Origin of the sequence: Ancylobacter vacuolatus, assembly GCF_030813595.1 — a bacterium.
Taxonomy (GTDB): Bacteria; Pseudomonadota; Alphaproteobacteria; order Rhizobiales; family Xanthobacteraceae; genus Ancylobacter; species Ancylobacter vacuolatus.
In genome coordinates, this window is sequence record NZ_JAUSUH010000003.1 from 57,571 (window position 1) to 73,860 (window position 16,290).

Genomic DNA, 16,290 nt, shown 5'->3' on the forward strand with positions numbered 1-16,290 from the left:
GTGCGTCTTTCGAGGCCGCCTGCGGCGGCACCTCAGGATGATGGCGACCCTGCCGGTCCTCACGGCCGGATCTCCAGGATCGGGATGCGCGGGATCGCCCCCGCCTCGAAGGCGGTGAGGTTCACCTCAAGAAAATCGGTGTCGAAGCGCACCGGCACGTCGAACAGGAACCCCGCCGTCACGCTGGCCCCGGCCGCCGGCAGATGGCCGGGCAGGAAGGTGAGCGTCCCGCTTGATGCGTCGAGGGTGAAATGGCTGCCGGCCATGCGCTCCACGCCGTTCACCGCCACCCGCACCGAGCCCGCCACCGGCTTGGCGATCGGCCGCCTATAGGGCGCATGGGCGCCGCCATAGGTCTTGGCGAGGGCGAACTGCGCCTGCGCGCCTGTGCCGGCCCCCAGCGGCTGGTCGAGCGGCGTCACCGTCGCCCCCGGCGCGCACGAGGCATGGTCGAGCCGGTCGCGCCAGCGGAAGCCATGCAGCCGCCCGCGCCGCTCCTCGAAGAAGGCGACGACGCTTGAGAGCTGCGCCAGCGAGGTCACGCCATAACCGGCATCCCAGCGCCGGCGCGAATGAGCGAGCCGCGTGTTGCGCTCCTCGCGGCCGGTCAGCGTGGTGACGATCTCGGTCGCCCGCTCCGGCCCGCCCGCCGCGCCGAGCGCAATGTCGAGCGGGAACAGCGTTTCATGAAAGGCGGGCATTTAGAGGCTCCTTTCCCCGCGCGCGACGGCGCGGGCGATCAGGCCGGCGAGATAGGCGTCGGAGCGGCGGAAGGCGCTCGCGTCAGGGGTGGCGACATTCACCGTCACCTGCGTCGCGCGCCCGCCGCCCTGCGCGGCGACGCCGAGCCGGCCATCCGCCCCGCGCGCCAGCGGCAAGATCGCCTCCGCCCCGCGCTCGCCCATCAGCCCGAGCGCGCCGCCGGCCATGGGAAAATAGGTCGGCGCCGCCACCACCCCGCCCTGCGCGAAGGGGGTGACGCGGCCGCTCTGGAAGGCCCCGCCCTTGGCGAAGCCGGAAACCCCGCCGAGCGCGCCGCCGAGCGCGCCTTGCAGCAGGCCCGACAGCCCCTGCTCCAGCGGCTTGAAGGCGATGTCGAGCGCCAGCGAGGACAGCCGGCCGGCCAGCGAGCGCAGCACGTCGTCAGCCTCGCGGCCCTTGAGCGTGGCACCGGTCAGCGCATCGCCCACCGCCCGGCCGAAACCGCGCGCCAGCCGCTCGGCTTCCGTGATCTCGCGCTGGAAGGCGCTGGTATCGGCGCGGATCTCCACCGTCAGCCCGTCATCGAACGCATCGCCACCGTCCGCTGCCATCGTGCCCACCTGTCCATTGGTTGATCGGTCGTCAGTCCGGAAAGCGCGCCATCAGCGCGGCGAGGCCCGGCCGGTCGAGCGGGGCCCGCGCCGGGCCGGCGAAGGCGCGCAAAGCGGCGGCGAGCTCGCGCGGGGTCAGCGCCCAGAAATCCCGGGCGGACAGCCGCAGGCGGCCGAAGCCGAGCGCCATCGCCTCCTCCCAGGGGAAGGGCGGTGGACCGCCCTCCCCGGGAAGGGACGGTGGACCGCCCTCCCTGGGACGGGCCGGCGCGCCGCCTATCCGCCCGCCTCCGGAGGATTGGGCAAAGGGCGGGCGGCCCGCTCCCCGCCCTCAGCGCCACCGAAAGTAGCGGCGATCAGCTCGCCGACGAGGCGGGCGAAACCCGCCGCGCCGCCCGGCATGGTCATGCGCGCCACCTCGTCCTCGGTCACGCTCTCGCCCGCCCCGCGCAGCCCGGCGGCGATGAGGCGGATGGCGTCGCGCGCGGCCAGGCGCCCCTGTGCGAAGCGTTCGGTCAGCGCCACCAGGTCCTCGACGCCGAAGGCGTCTTCCAGCTCGGCCAGCGCGCCCAGCGTCAGCACCAGCGTGCGCCGGCGCCCGTCAAGTTCGGCGGAAATCTCGCCGCGATGCCGGTTGGCCATGATGGGGGTCCCTTCTTGTCGTGGATGACCGTCATCCTGAGGTGCGCGCACCGCGCGCCTCGAAGGATGGTTCGTATGCGCGCCCGGACAACCATCCTTCGACGCCCGGCCACGGCCGGGCACCTCAGGATGACGGTCTTCTAAAGGCCCGCTCCCCCTCACAGCGCCGCGAAGGTGATCTCGCCGGCGCTCTCCAGCGCGATGTCGAACGTCACCTCGCGGTCGTGCTCGGCGGCGAATTCGAGCGCAGTGATCTGGAATGGCCCGGCGATTGTGCCGAAATCCGGCACCACGATCTGCGCGTTGCGGATCGTGCCGTCGAAGAAGCTCTGGCGGATCAGCGCGTCCGACGCGCCGTCCTTGAACACGCCCGAGCCCGCCACCGCGGCCCGCTTCACCCCCGCCCCGGCGAGCAGCTCGCGCCAGCGGCCGGCGCTCTCGGTGTGGGTCACGTCCACCGGCTCGGCATTGAAGGCGATCTGCCGCGAGCGCAGCCCGGCCACCGTGGCATAGGCGGTGCCGTCATGGATCTTCAACAGGAGGTCCTTGCCCTTTTGCGCCGCCATCGGTCGCTCCTTTGCTTGCCATCGCCAAACCCTGGCGGTATTCAGAGACGGTTAACCTTTGGGAAGTAGATTGGACGGCGCTTGAGCCCGACGAGACACCTTGCCGTCTTCACCGTTTGATTCCGCAAACGCCGCCAAGTGACTTCATCTTCTGATTCAACTTCAGGCGGATTCACGAGTCCGCAGAATCGCTTGCGCGGCTTTGCTGACAAGTGCGGAAATCCTCAACCTGTTTCCGCGCGTCGCCCGAGCCGAAACCCGCATCGTTTCCGCCCCGTTTTCATGCCGCGCTTCACCCGCGGGCCGATTCATGAGTCGGTAGAATCATTTGCCTGCGAATGCTGACAGCGACGGTCATCCTCACGCCGCCTCCGTCACCGCCCGAAAGCGCAGCAGCGCGCGATAGGTCCGCCCGCCCGGCTCGCGGCGAATTTCAGCGGAGCTCAGGCGCAGGTTCACCAGGCGGTGCCCCTCCAGCGCCAGCGGCGCGTCGTGCAGCGCCTGCTGCACCAGATGGGCGAGGCCATGGGCCTCACCATGCCCGCCCTGGCGCGACCAGCAGGCCAGCGTCAGGCGGTGCTCGGCCCCCGCCTCGGTGGCGGTCGACCAGTCCAGCACCTGCGCCTCGCCAAGCGTCACATAGGGAAACTCCGCCCCGCTCGGCGGCACGTCATGAATGCGCGCCCCGCCCAGCGCGGTGGTCAGCGCCGCGTCGCCGGCGAGTGCGGCGTGGATCGCCCGGCGCAGCGCCACCGCTGCCCCGGAATGCGCCCCCGCGCTCATCGCCGCCTCCCGGCCGCTGCCGGAACCGGGGGTACCTGCGCCAGCCTGCGGCGCAGCGCCTCCAGCCCCTTCAGCCTTGTGGTGAATTTCATGGCGTCTCCTCCCGGCAGTCGCAGGTGAGGAAGCGGCCGCGCCCATCCGGGTCGCTCACCGCCTCGACCAGGTAGCGCCGCGCCCCCAGCCGCAACCGGTCGCCCGGCTGCACGGTGGCGGGCGCGCGCACCGTGATGGCGTGCGCCAAGATTGCGCCGGGGCGGTCGGCGATCTCGGCCGCCGCGCCGCGCGTTGCCACCGCCCCCCAGAGCGCATCGACGGCGATGAAGCCGCGCGTCACCCCGCCGAGCCCATCCGGGGTCTCGACCGGGGTCTCCTGCACCAGCCGGTGCCGCAGGGCGCCGATCGCGCTCATAGCCGCGTCACCCGGAACGGCGCCACCAGCGCGTCGAGCCGGGCGGGAAAGGCCGCGCCCGGCCCCGCCACGTCGCGGTGCTCGTAGAAATGGGCAAGAACCACCCGCACCGCCTCAATCAGCGGCGAGGGCACATGGTTCGCCCCCGGCCCATGCCCGGCGGTGATGTCGAGCGCGATGCCGGCGAGCGCCCGGCCGGGTGCCGGCACGGCACCGCGCGCGACCTTGATCAGCCCCGGCAGCCGCGCCGTGTCGGTGCTGAAGGTGTCGAGCGGCAGGGCGGTCTCGCCGCCGTCGGCGCCGATCACCCGCGCGGCGGTGAGCGCCTTCAGCGGGTTCACCGGCACCGCGATCAGGCCCGAAGCCGGCCAGGCATCGCGGACGATCCGCCAGCTCTGGTCGATCAGCACCCGCCGCGTCAGCGCCTCCACGGTCGCCCGCGCGGCGGTGATGAGCGAGGAAATCAGGCCGTCCTCGGCCTCATGGTCGACACGCAGATAGGTCTTGGCCTCGGCGAGCGTCAGCGGCTCGACTGTGGGCCCGGCGAGAAGAATCGCGGGCATGGGTGCCTCTCTGTTGAAGGATTGTCGTGCAGCGCCGGCAGGCGCCCGTGTTCCGGTCCGGCGTCCGCGACAGGGCATCCGCCGCCGCGCCGATTGACGTTGCGGCCGGGCGCCGCCACAACGGCCTGCCCCTTACCGGAACCGCCCGATGCATCGTCGCCTGCCCGCCTGCGCCGCCCTGCTTGCCGCCCTCGTCCTCGCCACCCCCGCCCGCGCCATTGTCGGCGGCTGGCCGGCGGATCCGGCGTTGAAGGCGGAGACGGCGATGATCGTGTCGACGCGCGGCGCCACCTGCACCGGCGTGGTGCTGGCGCCGCAAGTGCTGCTCACCGCCGCCCATTGCGTCGAGCCGGCGGCGGATTATGCGGTGGTGGTGTTCGAGGCGGGCACGCCCCGGCTGATCCCGATCGACCGCAAGGCGGTGCACCCCTCCTTCGACCCAAATTCCTTCGCGACGCGACGCCCGACGCCGGACCTCGCTCTGGTGCGGCTCAGCGAGGCGCTGCCCGCCGCCTTCCGCCCCGCCGCCCTCACCGCCGAGATGGCGCTGCCGCCAAAGCGCACCGCCTTCACCGTCGCCGGCTATGGCGTGACAAAGGACGGCGACGGCAAGAGCGCCGGCACGCTGCGCACGGTTTCCCTGCCGAGCATCGGCACCACGGGCGGCATCATGGTCCGGCTGTCGGACGGCGCGGCGAAAGGCGCCTGCACCGGCGACAGCGGCGGGCCGGTGCTGATCGAGGGCGTGGTGGCCGGCATCATCGGCTGGTCGACGGCGGCGGGCGGGGCGCGCGGCTGCGGCGGCGTCACCGGCGCCACCCTCATCGGCCCGCAGCGCGCCTGGATCGACGCCACCCTGCGCGGCATCGGGCGCTGAGCGATTTGGAGCGAAGTGGATACCGGTTCGCGTCAAGAAAACGCGTAGATTCAAGGAGCCAGAGCATTTCGCCGATCCATTGAATCGGGGAAATGCTCTAGCGGCAGCGACGCCTTAGCGCAGGAACGGCCTCACCTTGCGCTCGAGCAGCTGCACCAGCGCCGGGTCCATGAAGGCGAAGCGGTCCGGTATGTCGAGGCACACCAGACGCTTGTCCTTAAGTGCGGTGCGATAGCGCGCCTGCAGCTTTTCCCGCTGCGCCTTCTCCATCACGAAGATGATGTCGGCCCACGCCACGAGTTCGGCCGTCAGTGGCGTGTCGGCATCGCGATTGGTGCCGGCCGACGCGACGTCAAGGCCCTCCCGCCCGGCGAAGACCTGCTCGGCGGTCGGGCTGCGCAGCTTATTGCGGCTGCACACGAACAATAGGCGCGTCAAAGGCGGCTCCGCAGTTGGTTCCGCACTGTGGCGGCCCCGGGCCGAGCGTGCAATCGTCCCGGGCCCGGTCGCCGGCGCCACTTAAAGCGCGCGCGATATTATCGATAGCGTTTTGCTCCTAGGCGCTGGAATTGACTTTCGCCAGAGGGTGAACACGCAGATGTTATTGCGTCAGCGCAAACTGCCGAGCGCCGAAACACAAGTGGCGATGCGCCGGTGCCGAGACTAGCTTCTCCCCATGAAACGGCGCGGCCGACACGGGCCGCCCATCCACACTTCGGAGAGACCAAAATGAACAAGCTCATCCTCGCCGCCGTCGCTCTCGCCACGCTCGGTTCGGTTGGCGCCCAGGCCGCCGGTCGCGACGCCACGGTTTATACCCGCGCCGTTGCCCCGCAGGCCCAGCCCGCCCAGCCGAATGTGGTCGAAGGCCGCAACGCCACCGTCTCGGTGCCGACCGTCTCCGACGCCTACATCAACCAGGCTGTCGAGGCGAACGCCCGCTCGACCCGCTGATCCCGTCTCTTCCCCTCGGGCCGGCGCCCCCATGCGAGCGTGCGCCGGCCGCTTTCCAAGGAGTTTCACCATGAACAAGATCCTCATCGCCGCCGTCGCTCTCGCCACGCTCGGTTCGGTTGGCGCCCAGGCCGCCGGCCGCGACGCCACGGTCTACACCCGCGCCGTCGCCCCGCAGGCCCAGCCCGCGCAGCCGAATGTGGTCGAAGGTCGCAACGCCGCTGTCACGCTGCCGACCGTCTCCGACGCCTATATCAACCAGGCCGTCGAGGCGAACGCCCGCTCGACCCGCTGAGCGGATCGCGCGGTCCTTGCCGGACCGGACGTCGCGTTACCACACTTCCCGAGACTGACCGTCTCCCTTGGGGCGCCCCTCACCGGGCGCCCCTTTTTTGTGCCCGACCGCTCAGGCGGCGAATTTCAGCAGCTTGATGGCGTCGAAATCCTTCACCCCGCCGCCAACCCGCTTGGTGGTGTAGAACAGCACATAGGGCTTGGCGGAATAGGGGTCGCGCAGCACCCGCACCCCGGCGCGGTCGACCACGAGATAGCCCCGGCGGAAATCGCCGAAGGCGATGGAGAGGCTGCCCGCGCCGATGCCCGGCATCTCCTCCGCCTCGTGGACGGGAAAGCCCATCAGGCTGGGCGGCGCGCCCGGGCCGGTGGGCGGGGCCCACAGATACTGGCCGTTCTCGTCCTTCAGCTTGCGCACCGCGCCTTGCGTGCGTCGGCTCATCAGGAAGGAGCCGTTCTGCCGGTAGCCGGCCTTCACCGCATAGACGAGGTCGAGCAGCGGGTCGGACGGGCTGGCGGCGGGAAAGTCGCCGGCGGCGCCGGTGGCGAGGAAGCCGAGCTTGCCCCAGGCCCACGCATTCTCCGCCACCGTGTCATAGGCGAGAAAACCCTTCGGCTTGCCCACCCCGTCGCCGGTCACAAAAGCCGTGCCCTCCTGGCTCGCGAAGGCGGCTTCCACCTCGATGGCGAGCCACTCGTCGATATTGACCGCCGAATCGTCCAGCAGGGTCTGCGTCGCCGCCGGCATGGCGTAGAGCTCCATCGCCGGGAAGGCGATCTCGTCCAGCACCGGGCTGGCGGTCTGGGCGCGGGCGCCGGTCTCGGCCACCCAACCCACCGCCGGGCCGGAGGTCATGAACGGCTTCTTGTAGGTGCCGGCCGAGATCACCCGCACATCGGCAATGGCGCGGATCGGCGAGAGCGCGGCGAGCCGCTTGCCGATCTCGCGCTCGGTCTCGCTCGGCACGGTGTAGCCGCCCTCCGCCCCCACCCCGGCGGAGAGCGCCTTGGCCTCCAGCCGCTTCAGCCCGGACGCCTCGCCGGTGCGGACATAGGAATCGAACGCCGCCTTGTGCTCGCGCGCCGCGAGGTCGGCCACCGCGTCGCCGCCGCCGCCCAGCGCCGGCCGGCGGGCTTTCAGCACCAGTTCGTCGATCAGCGCCTTCTGGGTGTCCAGCGCGGCATTGATCCGCGCCACCCTGTCATCGGCGACGACATCGCCGCCGCGCCGCTCCAGCGCGCCGAGCCGCTGGTCATTGGCGTCCTTGAACGCCTCGAAGGCGCTCATGAACTCCTCGAAGGCGGCCGAGACTTCCGGGCCGGCGGACTTGCATTCAGGGGCGGACTTGCATTCAGGGGCGGGCATGCTCGGTTCCATGTGGCTGATGTCCTGTTCAAAAGGAGCGTCGTCATCCCGGCCGCAGGCGCAGCCGGAGAGCCGGGATCGTGAGACGGGTTGGCGATCCCGGATCGGTGCTGCGGACCGTCCGGGATGACGGAGGGGGAAAGCGGGGCAGCCGCCGCCACACCCGTGCCCCGGACAAGCCGCACTAGGCGCGCGGCGTCGTGGGGCCGGGACATGGACGCTCCCCCTTCCTCATCCCCGGGCTTGACCAGGGGACACAGTCTTTCCGGCAGCTCCCGGCCACAAGTCTGGGTGGCCGGGTCAGGCCCGGTCCTGAGGGGAGACATCCTGCGCGCAAAACCATCCTTCGAGGCGCGCTTTACTCGCACCTCGGGATGACGGTGCTCAGGGTTTAAAACCGCGTCATGCTGAGGTGCCGGCGCAACGCGCCGGCCTCGAAGCACGCAGCCCCTAACGGCCGGCCCCTCACGCCATCACCGGCCGCAGCCCCGGCAAAGCGCGCAGGCGGCGGGCGCCGCGACGGATGGCGCCCGCCAGCGTGTCGCCGGCCCGCTTCACCGAGGCGATGCGGGCATCCGGCTGCATCGGGAAGGTGACGATCGAGACTTCCCACAGATCGATATGGGAGAGCCGCCGCACCCGCGAGCGCGGGTCGGTGCGGCCCTCCACCGTGCGGAAGCCGATCGAGAGCCCGTCAATCGCGCCGGCGCGCATCAGCGCCAGCACCTCGCGGGCGCGGGCGACATCCAGCGTCAGCTGGCCCTTCACAAAGAGCCCGACCGAATCCTCGGTGAGGCTCGTCCAGAAGCCGATCGGCTCGGCCGGGTCGTGCTGGAACAGCATCCGCACCCCGCCCACGCCCCGCTCGGCCAGCGAGCGGGAAAACGCGCCGGGCAGGATCAGGTCGCGGCCGAGATCGACCCGGCCGAACAGCGCCGCATGGCCCTCGAAGCTCCCATCGGGGGCGATGCTGGCCAGCGCGCCCAATTGCGCCTTGGTCTGCAGCGGTGGCGCGCCGCGCTGGGCCGGGGAATGGACAAAGAAGCCGCTCATGCCCCCTCCCCTTTTCCCGCGTCGGCCACCCCCGCCCGGCGGGTGGCGGCGGCGCGCTCCAGCTTTGAGAGCGTGCGGCCGAACTGGCGAAACACCTGCGGCGCCTGCCCGGCCCGGTCGGGTGCCGGCAGGCGGGCGGCGAGCGCGTTGAAGCGGCCGGGCAGGAAGGCCCGGATGCGCGGGGTCGAACTCATGTCTCGTCTCCGAACAGGGCGTTGAAGCGCGCGATCTCGCGCACGAAATCGTCGAAGCGGCGGGCCGCGTGCCCCAGCTCGCGCAGCGCGAGCCCGGCCAGCGCCGAGGCGCCAAGCGCCCACATCAGCAGCGCGAGATGGGCGATGTCGGCCTTGTCAGCGAAGGCGGTGATGAGCGGCTGCATGGGCGGGCTCCTCGTTACGTTTGCGCCCCTCGCGGTCATGCGGCCCGAGGGTCGTCATCCCGGCCGAAGCGAAGCGCAGAGCCGGGATCGCGCACCAAAACCGGCGCGCCCGGCGGCACCCGATCCCGGATCGCCGCGACGCGGCGTCCGGGATGACGGGCGGTGGCGACCCGATGGAGCCTCTTCCCCGGACACGCCGCGCGCGGCGTGGCGCCGATCCGGGGCCCAGGGGAAAACTCTTCGGCCGAAACCCTTCTCCGGGGTCCCGGCGCGACGTTCCGCCTGCGGCATCACGGGGCCGGGAGACGGGCGCTCCCGACCGACCATCCTTCGAGGCTCGCTTCGCTCGCTCCTCAGGATGACGTTGCATCAGGAACGCCAAACAACGCCCGGCGCCTCAGGAGCGGCCAACAACGCCCGTCATGCAAAGGTGCCGGCCATCGGCCGGCATTGGGGCACGCAGGGGCTACCCCCGTACCCCATAGCCCACCGCCTGGCGCTTTTCGTCCTCGGTGAGGAAAGTGGCCTCGTTCACCCGGCGCCACAGCGCCTCGCGCTCGCCATGCAGCACCTCGATGGCATCGAGGTCGGGCTCCAGCACCAGCCGGCCCGGCCCATAGGCGGGGCCGAGCCAGAGGCTGAGCTCGTGCAGCAGCCGGCGCCCGAGCGGCAGAATGGTCTGGCGCCACAGCACGCGGCTCGCTTCGGCGTAATTGGCATAGGTGGCGTCGCCGGGAATGCCGAGCAGCATCGGCGGCACGCCGAAGGCCAGGGCGATCTCGCGCGCGGCGGCGTTCTTCGCCTCGAGGAAATCCATGTCGTGCGGGGTGAGCGAGAGCGGGCGCCAGTCCAGCCCACCCTCCAGCAGCAGCGGCCGCCCGGCATTGGCGCTGCCGGAGAAATTGGCCTCCAGCTCCTCCTTCAGCCGGTCGAACTGCTCGTCGGAGAGGTTGCCCGCCCCGCCATAGATCAGCGCGCCGGAGGGGCGCGCGGCATTGTCGAGCAGCGCCTTGTTCCAGGCGCCGGCGGCGTTGTGCAAATCGAGCGCCATCTGCGCCGCCTCCAGCGGCGGGGCGCCGTAATGGTCGTCGAGCGGGTTGAACAGCGCCACGTGCAGGATCGGCGGCGGCGCGCCTTCCTGCACGAAGCGCACCGAACGCCCGCCCGCCGTGTATTCATAGGCCTGCGCCCAGCCATCCGCACCGGCCACCACGCGCATGCGGTCCGGGCGCAGCACATGCAGTTCGCGCGGCGCGGCGCCGAGGCTCACCGCCTCGACATAGGCATTGCCTGATAGCAGCAGATGCGCCGCCAGCGCCTCCATGAATTCGGGCCCGGAAAGGCGCGCATTCGGCTGCGCCAAGAGGTCGAGCAGCGGATGGGCGGCGTTCTCCCGCCCGTCCTCGCTCAGCAGCGGGACGAGCTCGCCCACGCCCTGCGCGATCATCCGCACGCAGCGATAGGCGATGGCGTTGCGCTGATAGCCCTCGCGGGCCAGCGCGCCATAATCGCGCGGCGTCCATTGCGGCCGCGCGCCCCCCAGCAGCGCCACCAGCGCCTGGGTGCGCGAGGCCTTGGCCTCGGGCGGCGCCGCGCGGCGGCGGAGGGAAAAGGGAAAGAGCGTCATGAAAGGGGCTCCGGTCCGTGTAGCCGATGTCATTGCGTCGCGGCAGGCTCACCGCCCTCCACCTCCATCCTTCGAGGCGCGCTCCGCGCGCACCTCAGGATGACGGCGCTTCCGATCCAGATCCTCGTCGTGCTGAGGTGCCGGCCACTGGCCGGCTATGAGGCACGCAGGCCCGCCCTCACACCCGCCGCACCCGCGGCGCCGTGGCGCGCGGGCCGAGCGCCAGCGCGGTGATCGCCCAGACCAGCGCGTCGAGCCGGTCGGGCGAGCGGCCATTGGAAAGGCCGTCCGGGCCGAAATCACACATCTCGTCCTCCAGCGCCGGGAACGGGCCGACATGGCGCACCCTTCCCTGCTCGTAGAGCGCGGCCACCGGCTCGGCGCGCAGCCATTTTCCGCGCGTCGCCCGCACCTCGGCGACCGGGACAGCGGGGTCGATGCCGGCGAGGATGGTCCTCACCATCTCCCCGCCCTGGTTCACCTCCACCACCACCCGGTCGGCCTCCAGCTTCTGGAACAGGCCGATGGCGCGGGCGCCCCAGCCATTGGGGCTAAGGCCCTGCGCGCTCGCATCCGCCAGCACATGGACGATCCCGGCCGCGTCGATCCCGGCGGCGAGAATGCCGCAGGCATCGGCGCGCCTGGTTGACGACGCCGGCGGGTCGACCGCGACCACGATGCGCTCCATCTGGCCGGCCAGCTCCGGGCTCGGCGCCACCCGCGCCGCTTCCAGCCCGGCACGGTTCCACAGCGCGTCGGCGCGGTCCTCGATCAGTTCGCCCTCCAGCTCCTGCCGCCCGAGCCGCGTGCCGGCATAGCGGCCAACCACGGTGTCGAGGAAGCTCGGCGCCAGATGCGCCGCGTTCTCCGCCGTCCCCATCCGCGTCACCGCCGTGCGGGGATCGGTGAGCAGCGCCCGGATCAGCGCGGTCGGGCGCGGCGTGGTCGTCACCATCTGGCGCGGCCGTTCGCCGAGCCGCAGGCCGAACTGCAGCATGTCGAAGGCGGCCTGGGCGTAGCGCCATTTGGCGAGTTCATCGCACCAGGCGGCGTCGAATTGCGGGCCGCGCAAACTCTCGGGGTCGTCGGCGGAAAAGCCCTGCGCCACCGCGCCATTCGGCCAGACGAGGCGGCGCCGCGTCGGCTCCCAGAGGGGGCGCTCATGGTGGGGGTGGATGGCGAGCAGGCCGGAGACCCCCTCCACCATCACCTCGCGCACATCACCGAGGCTTTCCGCCACCAGCGCGAGCCGCCCCGCCTTCGGCCCGGCACGGCCATGAATGAGCGCGCGCACCCATTCGGCGCCCGCCCGCGTCTTGCCCGCCCCGCGCCCGCCCAGCATCAGCCAGGTGAGCCAGTCGCCGCCGCCCTGCGCGAGGGCGGGCGGTTGCTGGCCGGGACGGCCGATCAGCGGCCAGTGATGGCGCAGCCAGTCGAGCGTGGGCGCGTCGAGCGCGGCCAGCGCCTCAGGCAGTTTCCCCGCCCGCCAGCATGCGCTCAAGCGTGCGGCCAAGCTCGCGTCGGAAGGTGTCGGCGTCGCGGCTGGCGTCATCGTCACTCCCGTCCGGCTCCTGTTTCTCCAGCGCGGCCAGTTCGCGCAGCGCACGCACCAGAATGGCCAGCGTGCGGGCGGCGCGCTCGCCATCGGCATGGCTGGCCTCGGGCTGCTGCGCCGGGCCGAGCCCAGCGAGCAGCACCCGCCGCTCGATCGCGGCGATCTCCGCCTCGATCCGCCGCACCAGCCGGGCGATCAGTTCGCCGCGCGAGGCTGGCACGTCCGGCGCCGCGCCCTCATCGGCGGCGCGCGGGATGCGCCCGATGCGCCGCGTCCAGCCCCAGAGTTTTATGCGGGTGTTCAGCGTTGATTTGGAAATGCCGAGCATGTCGGCGACCTGCTGCACCGGCACGCGGGTGAGTTCATAGAGCCGGCGCGCCTCATCCAGCGCTTCCGGCGAAACGGGCCGCACAGGAACCGACATGCCACCTCCGCCTGACCCGACATGAAAAAGCCGGCCCCAAGGCCGGCTGAATGAAGCGCCCCGGGGCGGCAGGGGAAGACCTCGCCGCCGCCCGACGCAGTTGTGGAGCATGAGGAAAAGCTAGCCCGGCAGCGCATCGCTGTCAAGGACTATTTTCCTAAAATCAATAACGATGCCGCATGCTAGCTTGGTGTTATTAATCGCTCAAACTAGGATTCAATCATAGCGGAGAACGAGTGGATCGCCTTACCACCCGACAGTCTCTCGCCCTCAGAAGGCCAAATCACCCAAGACGGATACGGCGTCGCACTCTGAGGAATTTCACAGAATGATTTTTCTTCGACGCAATATGTCACTGTTGACCTAAATACTTCGTCCGCCTTCACGAATGTAATAAATGCATTCGTCTTATCTCGATGAAATGCACCAGGAGACGATAGGAACTTTCTATTTCTAGGATATGATTCATTACTACTTAAAAGTTCAAGCTGCCACCCAGCCCGCAACTTTAGACATTCGCAATCGCGTGTCAATTTTCTAGAAATCGGCTCTTCACCGCTTATTACTCCCAATACATGACCATCATCCATAACTTTTAAAACAAATGCAAAAACAAAACCACCACCGATATGTATTTTTATGAGATCATTTGGAAGTGTTGAGTATAAGTTCGTCTGATCAAACTGGCAATAAATATTCATTTCATTCACCCCCCACAATATGTCATATACGATTAGTTCATTGTACTGCATGCCGATTCTGATTGAAAGCCCGGAGATTGTGACAACACACAGCACACCAATGCCCACTCCGGGACACACCCGATCATGAATAATCAGCCGACGCGCCATTGAAGCCGAGCACAAACAAGCGCGAGATATGATTAGGACTACCTTCATATTGTGATAGTTGGGCATCACCGCGCCGATAGGAAGCCAGCGCCAGACTCTTTAGCCGCCCTAACGCCAGCACGCCGTCATGCCCGGGCTTGACCCGGGCATCCACGACTTCCCATCGCACACCAGCCCCAAGACGTGGAGGACCGGGTCAAGCCCGGTCCTGATATGGTGAGGGTTGGATACGGCGCCGCACCAGAACGCCGTCATGCCCGGCCTTGAGCCGGGCATCCACGATTTCTCATCGCGCCGAACAAAGACGTGGATGGCCGGGTCAAGCCCGGCCATGACGTGGTGACGGTTGGGCGCGGCGCCCCGGCAACACACCGCCACGCCATGCCTCGGACCGGGCACCCACGGCGTCCCCTCCTCGGAGGAGCCCCTAGGTCCCGGATCAGCGGCGCATCGCGCCGCGCCAATCCGGGAAACGGAGCGGCCGAGCCCCGGCCCAACCGTCCCATCAGTCCACCGTCATGCCCGGGCTCGACCCGGGCATCCACGACTTCCCTTTCGCACCAGCCCCAAAAACGTGGATGGCCGGGTCAAGCCCGGCCATGACGTCGTTTGGGTGGTAGCGCCGCTCCCGTTTCCCGGACGCGGAACGCCGCAGGCGGAACGCCGATCCGGGACTCGGGGGAGACTCGGCAACCGCACCCCGGCCCTGACATATCGAGGGCCGGAAGCACCCCCCTCACCCCGCCTTGGCGTGGGCCAGCAGCTCGATCTCCTTCACCAGCGCGTTGATGCCGCCGGTGAGGAACTTCTGCGTCTTCTCGTCGGTGAAGGCGCCGTCCTTCACCTTGTCGGCGACGCCGGGCACGGCGAGGTGGGGATAGGCGACCACGCGGGCGCCGGCCGCGCTCAGCGATTCGCGCAGCGGCGCCTGGGCGCGGATGCCGCCGGTGGAGCCGGGCGAGGAGGTGACGACCAGCACCGGCTTGCCGAGCAGCGAGCCCTTGCCATAGGGCCGCGAGCCCCAGTCCACCGCGTTCTTCATCGCGCCAGAGGGGCCATAATTATATTCCGGCGAGACGAAGATCACCCCGTCCGCCGCCGCGATCTTGGCGCGCAGCGAGGCGGCGCCTTCCGGCTGGGTGGCGCTGTCCTCGTCCTCATTATAGAGCGGCACGTCGTTCAGCGTCAGCACGGTGAGCTCGATCGACGGGGCGAGGGCGGCCTTCAGCGCCTCCAGCAGCGCGGTGGAATTGGAACCGGAGCGCAGGCTGCCGGAAATGCCGAGAAGCTTCGGGCGGTCGGTCATGTAGGGATGTCTCCACAAGGGGGGGAAGGGTCGGGGGGGCCGAAAAGGCATCGCGGGCAGAGTGTGGCGCGGCGCCGCGCGGCTCAAGCCCCTTTCACCGCGATGCCGCAAGAAAGCCCGTGCACCGCACCGGAATTTCAACGGCGGGCGGCGCCAATCGCCGCGCCGGCATGGATTTTGCGGCGCACAGCGCCCATGTTAGCGCTCCCGCAGCGCTGACCCGCGAGAGCCAACGCCCGTGATCCTGACCGACCGCGACATTCTCGACGCCATCAATGACGGCTCGGTGCTGATCGAGCCCGCCCCGCCGGAGGAGTTCTACGCCCCCAACGGCGTCGATTTGCGGCTCGACCGCCGGCTCAGCCTCTACCGCGCGCCGGCGCCGGGCGAGGACCCGGTGATCGACCCGTCCGGGCCGGGCTACAGTTTTCGCGAGGCGATCGCCCGCATGGCCGGCGAGATCGACATCGGCGCGGAAGGCTTCGTGCTCGATCCCGGCCGGCTGGTGCTGGGCTGGACGCTGGAGCGGGTGGATCTGCGCCCGGGGGCTCGGCTGGCGGCGCGGGTGGAGGGCAAGAGTTCGCTTGCCCGCATCGGCCTGATCGTCCACCTCACTGCACCGACCATCCATGCCGGATCGACCGGGCAGATCCAGCTGGAGATCATCAATCTCGGCCCGCGCCCGATCAGGCTGCGGGCGGGGATGAAGGTGTGCCAGCTGATTCTGGAGCAGACGCTGGGTGTGCCCCGGCGCGGCTATGGCGGCCAGTTCGCCGGCCAGAGGGCGGCCGGCTAAGGCGCGGGAATCAATAGGGGAAACGCGCGCCGGGCATCTGGCGCGCGAGGTCTCAGCGGTGACCGGCGCGCTGCTTGCGGGCGGCGTAGCGCTCGTCGCGGCGGGCCTTGGCCTCGGCCTCGGCGGCGGCGGCCTGCTCGATGGCGAGGGCGGCGGCGGCGGCTTCCGCCTCGGCGCGGGCGGCGGCCTCGGCAATGGCGGCCTCGGCAGCGGCGATGGCGGCCGCGGCTTCCGCTTCCTTGCGGGCGATCTTGGCCGCCTGCTTGGCCTCATTGGCAAGCTGGCGCGCCTCAGCAGCAGCCTTGCGCTCTGCCGCCTTGGCGATCATCGCCGGGTCGTCCGGGCCGGGACGGGCGGCGAGCTTCGCGAGCAGGCGGGCCTTGGCTTCGGCAGCGGTCTTCTGGCGGTCTTGAAAGGTGTCGGTTATTTTCATGGCGTTTCCCTTATCTCATTTTCAGACGGATTGACAGCCGCCCGTGAGCATCTAGTTTCCACCCGCGAACCGGCCATGTGAGCCGCGTCTGTCTGTCGC

At 69.9% G+C, this 16,290-nt stretch carries 23 protein-coding genes; 4 read left to right on the plus strand and 19 right to left on the minus strand.

What is annotated here, in order from left to right; all coding sequences use genetic code 11:
- Positions 1-59 precede the first annotated feature (59 nt).
- The 8 genes from J2S76_RS08050 to J2S76_RS08085 form a co-directional block, all read right to left on the minus strand.
- The gene (locus tag J2S76_RS08050) at positions 60-701 is read right to left on the minus strand and encodes a DUF2460 domain-containing protein (protein ID WP_307059261.1); all 642 of its coding nucleotides are present in this window, start codon (positions 699-701) and stop codon (positions 60-62) included.
- On the minus strand, positions 702-1,313 hold the full coding sequence (locus J2S76_RS08055) for a phage tail tape measure protein (RefSeq protein WP_307059264.1): 612 nt from the start codon (positions 1,311-1,313) through the stop codon (positions 702-704).
- Between the two features lie 31 nt (positions 1,314-1,344).
- Positions 1,345-1,593 carry a rcc01693 family protein gene (locus J2S76_RS08060; RefSeq protein ID WP_370874726.1) on the minus strand — a complete coding sequence of 83 codons (249 nt, stop codon included), beginning with the start codon at positions 1,591-1,593 and terminating at the stop codon, positions 1,345-1,347.
- Entirely contained in the window at positions 1,590-1,955 is a 366-nt protein-coding gene (locus J2S76_RS08065; protein ID WP_307059266.1) for a gene transfer agent family protein, read from the minus strand. The genes J2S76_RS08060 and J2S76_RS08065 overlap by 4 nt, the downstream gene beginning before the upstream one ends.
- Before the next feature lie 158 nt (positions 1,956-2,113).
- A complete protein-coding gene (locus J2S76_RS08070) occupies positions 2,114-2,521 on the minus strand; it encodes a phage major tail protein, TP901-1 family (protein ID WP_307059269.1) in 408 nt (135 codons plus the stop codon).
- A gap of 360 nt (positions 2,522-2,881) precedes the next feature.
- Positions 2,882-3,304, minus strand: a complete 423-nt coding sequence (locus tag J2S76_RS08075) for a DUF3168 domain-containing protein (RefSeq protein WP_307059271.1) — start codon at positions 3,302-3,304, stop codon at positions 2,882-2,884.
- An 88-nt stretch (positions 3,305-3,392) separates the two neighbouring features.
- Entirely contained in the window at positions 3,393-3,713 is a 321-nt protein-coding gene (locus tag J2S76_RS08080) for a head-tail adaptor protein (RefSeq protein WP_307059273.1), read from the minus strand.
- The gene (locus tag J2S76_RS08085; RefSeq protein WP_307059275.1) at positions 3,710-4,276 is read right to left on the minus strand and encodes a head-tail connector protein; all 567 of its coding nucleotides are present in this window, start codon (positions 4,274-4,276) and stop codon (positions 3,710-3,712) included. Before J2S76_RS08085 ends, J2S76_RS08080 begins: the two co-directional genes overlap by 4 nt.
- Before the next feature lie 148 nt (positions 4,277-4,424).
- On the opposite strand from J2S76_RS08085, the gene J2S76_RS08090 reads away from it, so the two are divergent.
- Positions 4,425-5,153 carry a S1 family peptidase gene (locus tag J2S76_RS08090; protein WP_307059277.1) on the plus strand — a complete coding sequence of 243 codons (729 nt, stop codon included), beginning with the start codon at positions 4,425-4,427 and terminating at the stop codon, positions 5,151-5,153.
- Positions 5,154-5,267: 114 nt separating this feature from the next.
- Here J2S76_RS08090 and J2S76_RS08095 read toward each other — a convergent pair whose 3' ends face one another.
- Positions 5,268-5,591, minus strand: coding sequence for a low molecular weight protein tyrosine phosphatase family protein (locus tag J2S76_RS08095; protein ID WP_307059279.1), 324 nt, complete (start codon positions 5,589-5,591; stop codon positions 5,268-5,270).
- Between the two features lie 291 nt (positions 5,592-5,882).
- Here J2S76_RS08095 and J2S76_RS08100 point away from each other — a divergent pair, with 291 nt between their 5' ends.
- Both J2S76_RS08100 and J2S76_RS08105 read left to right on the plus strand, forming a co-directional pair.
- Positions 5,883-6,107, plus strand: coding sequence for a hypothetical protein (locus J2S76_RS08100; protein ID WP_307059281.1), 225 nt, complete (start codon positions 5,883-5,885; stop codon positions 6,105-6,107).
- Positions 6,108-6,177: 70 nt separating this feature from the next.
- On the plus strand, positions 6,178-6,402 hold the full coding sequence (locus tag J2S76_RS08105) for a hypothetical protein (RefSeq protein WP_307059283.1): 225 nt from the start codon (positions 6,178-6,180) through the stop codon (positions 6,400-6,402).
- Between the two features lie 111 nt (positions 6,403-6,513).
- Here J2S76_RS08105 and J2S76_RS08110 read toward each other — a convergent pair whose 3' ends face one another.
- From J2S76_RS08110 to J2S76_RS08150, 9 genes are all read right to left on the minus strand, one after another.
- Positions 6,514-7,779 carry a phage major capsid protein gene (locus tag J2S76_RS08110; protein ID WP_307059285.1) on the minus strand — a complete coding sequence of 422 codons (1,266 nt, stop codon included), beginning with the start codon at positions 7,777-7,779 and terminating at the stop codon, positions 6,514-6,516.
- A 453-nt stretch (positions 7,780-8,232) separates the two neighbouring features.
- A complete protein-coding gene (locus J2S76_RS08115; protein ID WP_307059286.1) occupies positions 8,233-8,820 on the minus strand; it encodes an HK97 family phage prohead protease in 588 nt (195 codons plus the stop codon).
- Positions 8,817-9,014: a hypothetical protein gene (locus J2S76_RS08120; RefSeq protein ID WP_307059288.1), complete on the minus strand. Its 198-nt coding sequence runs from the start codon at positions 9,012-9,014 to the stop codon at positions 8,817-8,819. Before J2S76_RS08120 ends, J2S76_RS08115 begins: the two co-directional genes overlap by 4 nt.
- The gene (locus tag J2S76_RS08125; RefSeq protein ID WP_307059290.1) at positions 9,011-9,199 is read right to left on the minus strand and encodes a hypothetical protein; all 189 of its coding nucleotides are present in this window, start codon (positions 9,197-9,199) and stop codon (positions 9,011-9,013) included. Before J2S76_RS08125 ends, J2S76_RS08120 begins: the two co-directional genes overlap by 4 nt.
- Positions 9,200-9,665: 466 nt before the next feature.
- Positions 9,666-10,826, minus strand: a complete 1,161-nt coding sequence (locus J2S76_RS08130; protein WP_307059292.1) for a phage portal protein — start codon at positions 10,824-10,826, stop codon at positions 9,666-9,668.
- A gap of 178 nt (positions 10,827-11,004) precedes the next feature.
- Entirely contained in the window at positions 11,005-12,327 is a 1,323-nt protein-coding gene (locus J2S76_RS08135; protein ID WP_307059294.1) for a DNA-packaging protein, read from the minus strand.
- Positions 12,293-12,805 carry a hypothetical protein gene (locus J2S76_RS08140; protein ID WP_307059296.1) on the minus strand — a complete coding sequence of 171 codons (513 nt, stop codon included), beginning with the start codon at positions 12,803-12,805 and terminating at the stop codon, positions 12,293-12,295. The genes J2S76_RS08135 and J2S76_RS08140 overlap by 35 nt, the downstream gene beginning before the upstream one ends.
- 209 nt (positions 12,806-13,014) lie before the next feature.
- The gene (locus J2S76_RS08145; RefSeq protein ID WP_307059298.1) at positions 13,015-13,557 is read right to left on the minus strand and encodes a hypothetical protein; all 543 of its coding nucleotides are present in this window, start codon (positions 13,555-13,557) and stop codon (positions 13,015-13,017) included.
- 835 nt (positions 13,558-14,392) lie between these two features.
- Positions 14,393-14,962, minus strand: a complete 570-nt coding sequence (locus J2S76_RS08150; protein ID WP_307059301.1) for an NADPH-dependent FMN reductase — start codon at positions 14,960-14,962, stop codon at positions 14,393-14,395.
- Positions 14,963-15,200: 238 nt separating this feature from the next.
- On the opposite strand from J2S76_RS08150, the gene dcd reads away from it, so the two are divergent.
- On the plus strand, positions 15,201-15,758 hold the full coding sequence (gene dcd, locus J2S76_RS08155) for a dCTP deaminase (RefSeq protein ID WP_307059304.1): 558 nt from the start codon (positions 15,201-15,203) through the stop codon (positions 15,756-15,758).
- A gap of 52 nt (positions 15,759-15,810) precedes the next feature.
- Here dcd and J2S76_RS08160 read toward each other — a convergent pair whose 3' ends face one another.
- Positions 15,811-16,191, minus strand: coding sequence for a DUF6481 family protein (locus tag J2S76_RS08160; protein WP_307059305.1), 381 nt, complete (start codon positions 16,189-16,191; stop codon positions 15,811-15,813).
- Positions 16,192-16,290: the final 99 nt, after the last annotated feature.

Bases quoted from the DNA above. Each gene is read 5' to 3' on its own strand.
- J2S76_RS08050 (WP_307059261.1), bottom strand. From the start codon at position 701: ATGCCCGCCTTTCATGAAACGCTGTTCCCGCTCGACATTGCGCTCGGC.
- J2S76_RS08130 (WP_307059292.1), bottom strand. From the start codon at position 10,826: ATGACGCTCTTTCCCTTTTCCCTCCGCCGCCGCGCGGCGCCGCCCGAG.
- J2S76_RS08100 (WP_307059281.1), top strand. From the start codon at position 5,883: ATGAACAAGCTCATCCTCGCCGCCGTCGCTCTCGCCACGCTCGGTTCG.
- J2S76_RS08140 (WP_307059296.1), bottom strand. From the start codon at position 12,805: ATGTCGGTTCCTGTGCGGCCCGTTTCGCCGGAAGCGCTGGATGAGGCG.
- J2S76_RS08110 (WP_307059285.1), bottom strand. From the start codon at position 7,779: ATGGAACCGAGCATGCCCGCCCCTGAATGCAAGTCCGCCCCTGAATGC.
- J2S76_RS08080 (WP_307059273.1), bottom strand. From the start codon at position 3,713: ATGAGCGCGATCGGCGCCCTGCGGCACCGGCTGGTGCAGGAGACCCCG.
- J2S76_RS08145 (WP_307059298.1), bottom strand. From the start codon at position 13,557: ATGCAGTACAATGAACTAATCGTATATGACATATTGTGGGGGGTGAAT.
- J2S76_RS08070 (WP_307059269.1), bottom strand. From the start codon at position 2,521: ATGGCGGCGCAAAAGGGCAAGGACCTCCTGTTGAAGATCCATGACGGC.
- J2S76_RS08115 (WP_307059286.1), bottom strand. From the start codon at position 8,820: ATGAGCGGCTTCTTTGTCCATTCCCCGGCCCAGCGCGGCGCGCCACCG.
- J2S76_RS08120 (WP_307059288.1), bottom strand. From the start codon at position 9,014: ATGAGTTCGACCCCGCGCATCCGGGCCTTCCTGCCCGGCCGCTTCAAC.
- J2S76_RS08150 (WP_307059301.1), bottom strand. From the start codon at position 14,962: ATGACCGACCGCCCGAAGCTTCTCGGCATTTCCGGCAGCCTGCGCTCC.
- J2S76_RS08125 (WP_307059290.1), bottom strand. From the start codon at position 9,199: ATGCAGCCGCTCATCACCGCCTTCGCTGACAAGGCCGACATCGCCCAT.
- J2S76_RS08055 (WP_307059264.1), bottom strand. From the start codon at position 1,313: ATGGCAGCGGACGGTGGCGATGCGTTCGATGACGGGCTGACGGTGGAG.
- J2S76_RS08090 (WP_307059277.1), top strand. From the start codon at position 4,425: ATGCATCGTCGCCTGCCCGCCTGCGCCGCCCTGCTTGCCGCCCTCGTC.
- J2S76_RS08075 (WP_307059271.1), bottom strand. From the start codon at position 3,304: ATGAGCGCGGGGGCGCATTCCGGGGCAGCGGTGGCGCTGCGCCGGGCG.
- J2S76_RS08105 (WP_307059283.1), top strand. From the start codon at position 6,178: ATGAACAAGATCCTCATCGCCGCCGTCGCTCTCGCCACGCTCGGTTCG.
- J2S76_RS08085 (WP_307059275.1), bottom strand. From the start codon at position 4,276: ATGCCCGCGATTCTTCTCGCCGGGCCCACAGTCGAGCCGCTGACGCTC.
- J2S76_RS08160 (WP_307059305.1), bottom strand. From the start codon at position 16,191: ATGAAAATAACCGACACCTTTCAAGACCGCCAGAAGACCGCTGCCGAA.
- J2S76_RS08065 (WP_307059266.1), bottom strand. From the start codon at position 1,955: ATGGCCAACCGGCATCGCGGCGAGATTTCCGCCGAACTTGACGGGCGC.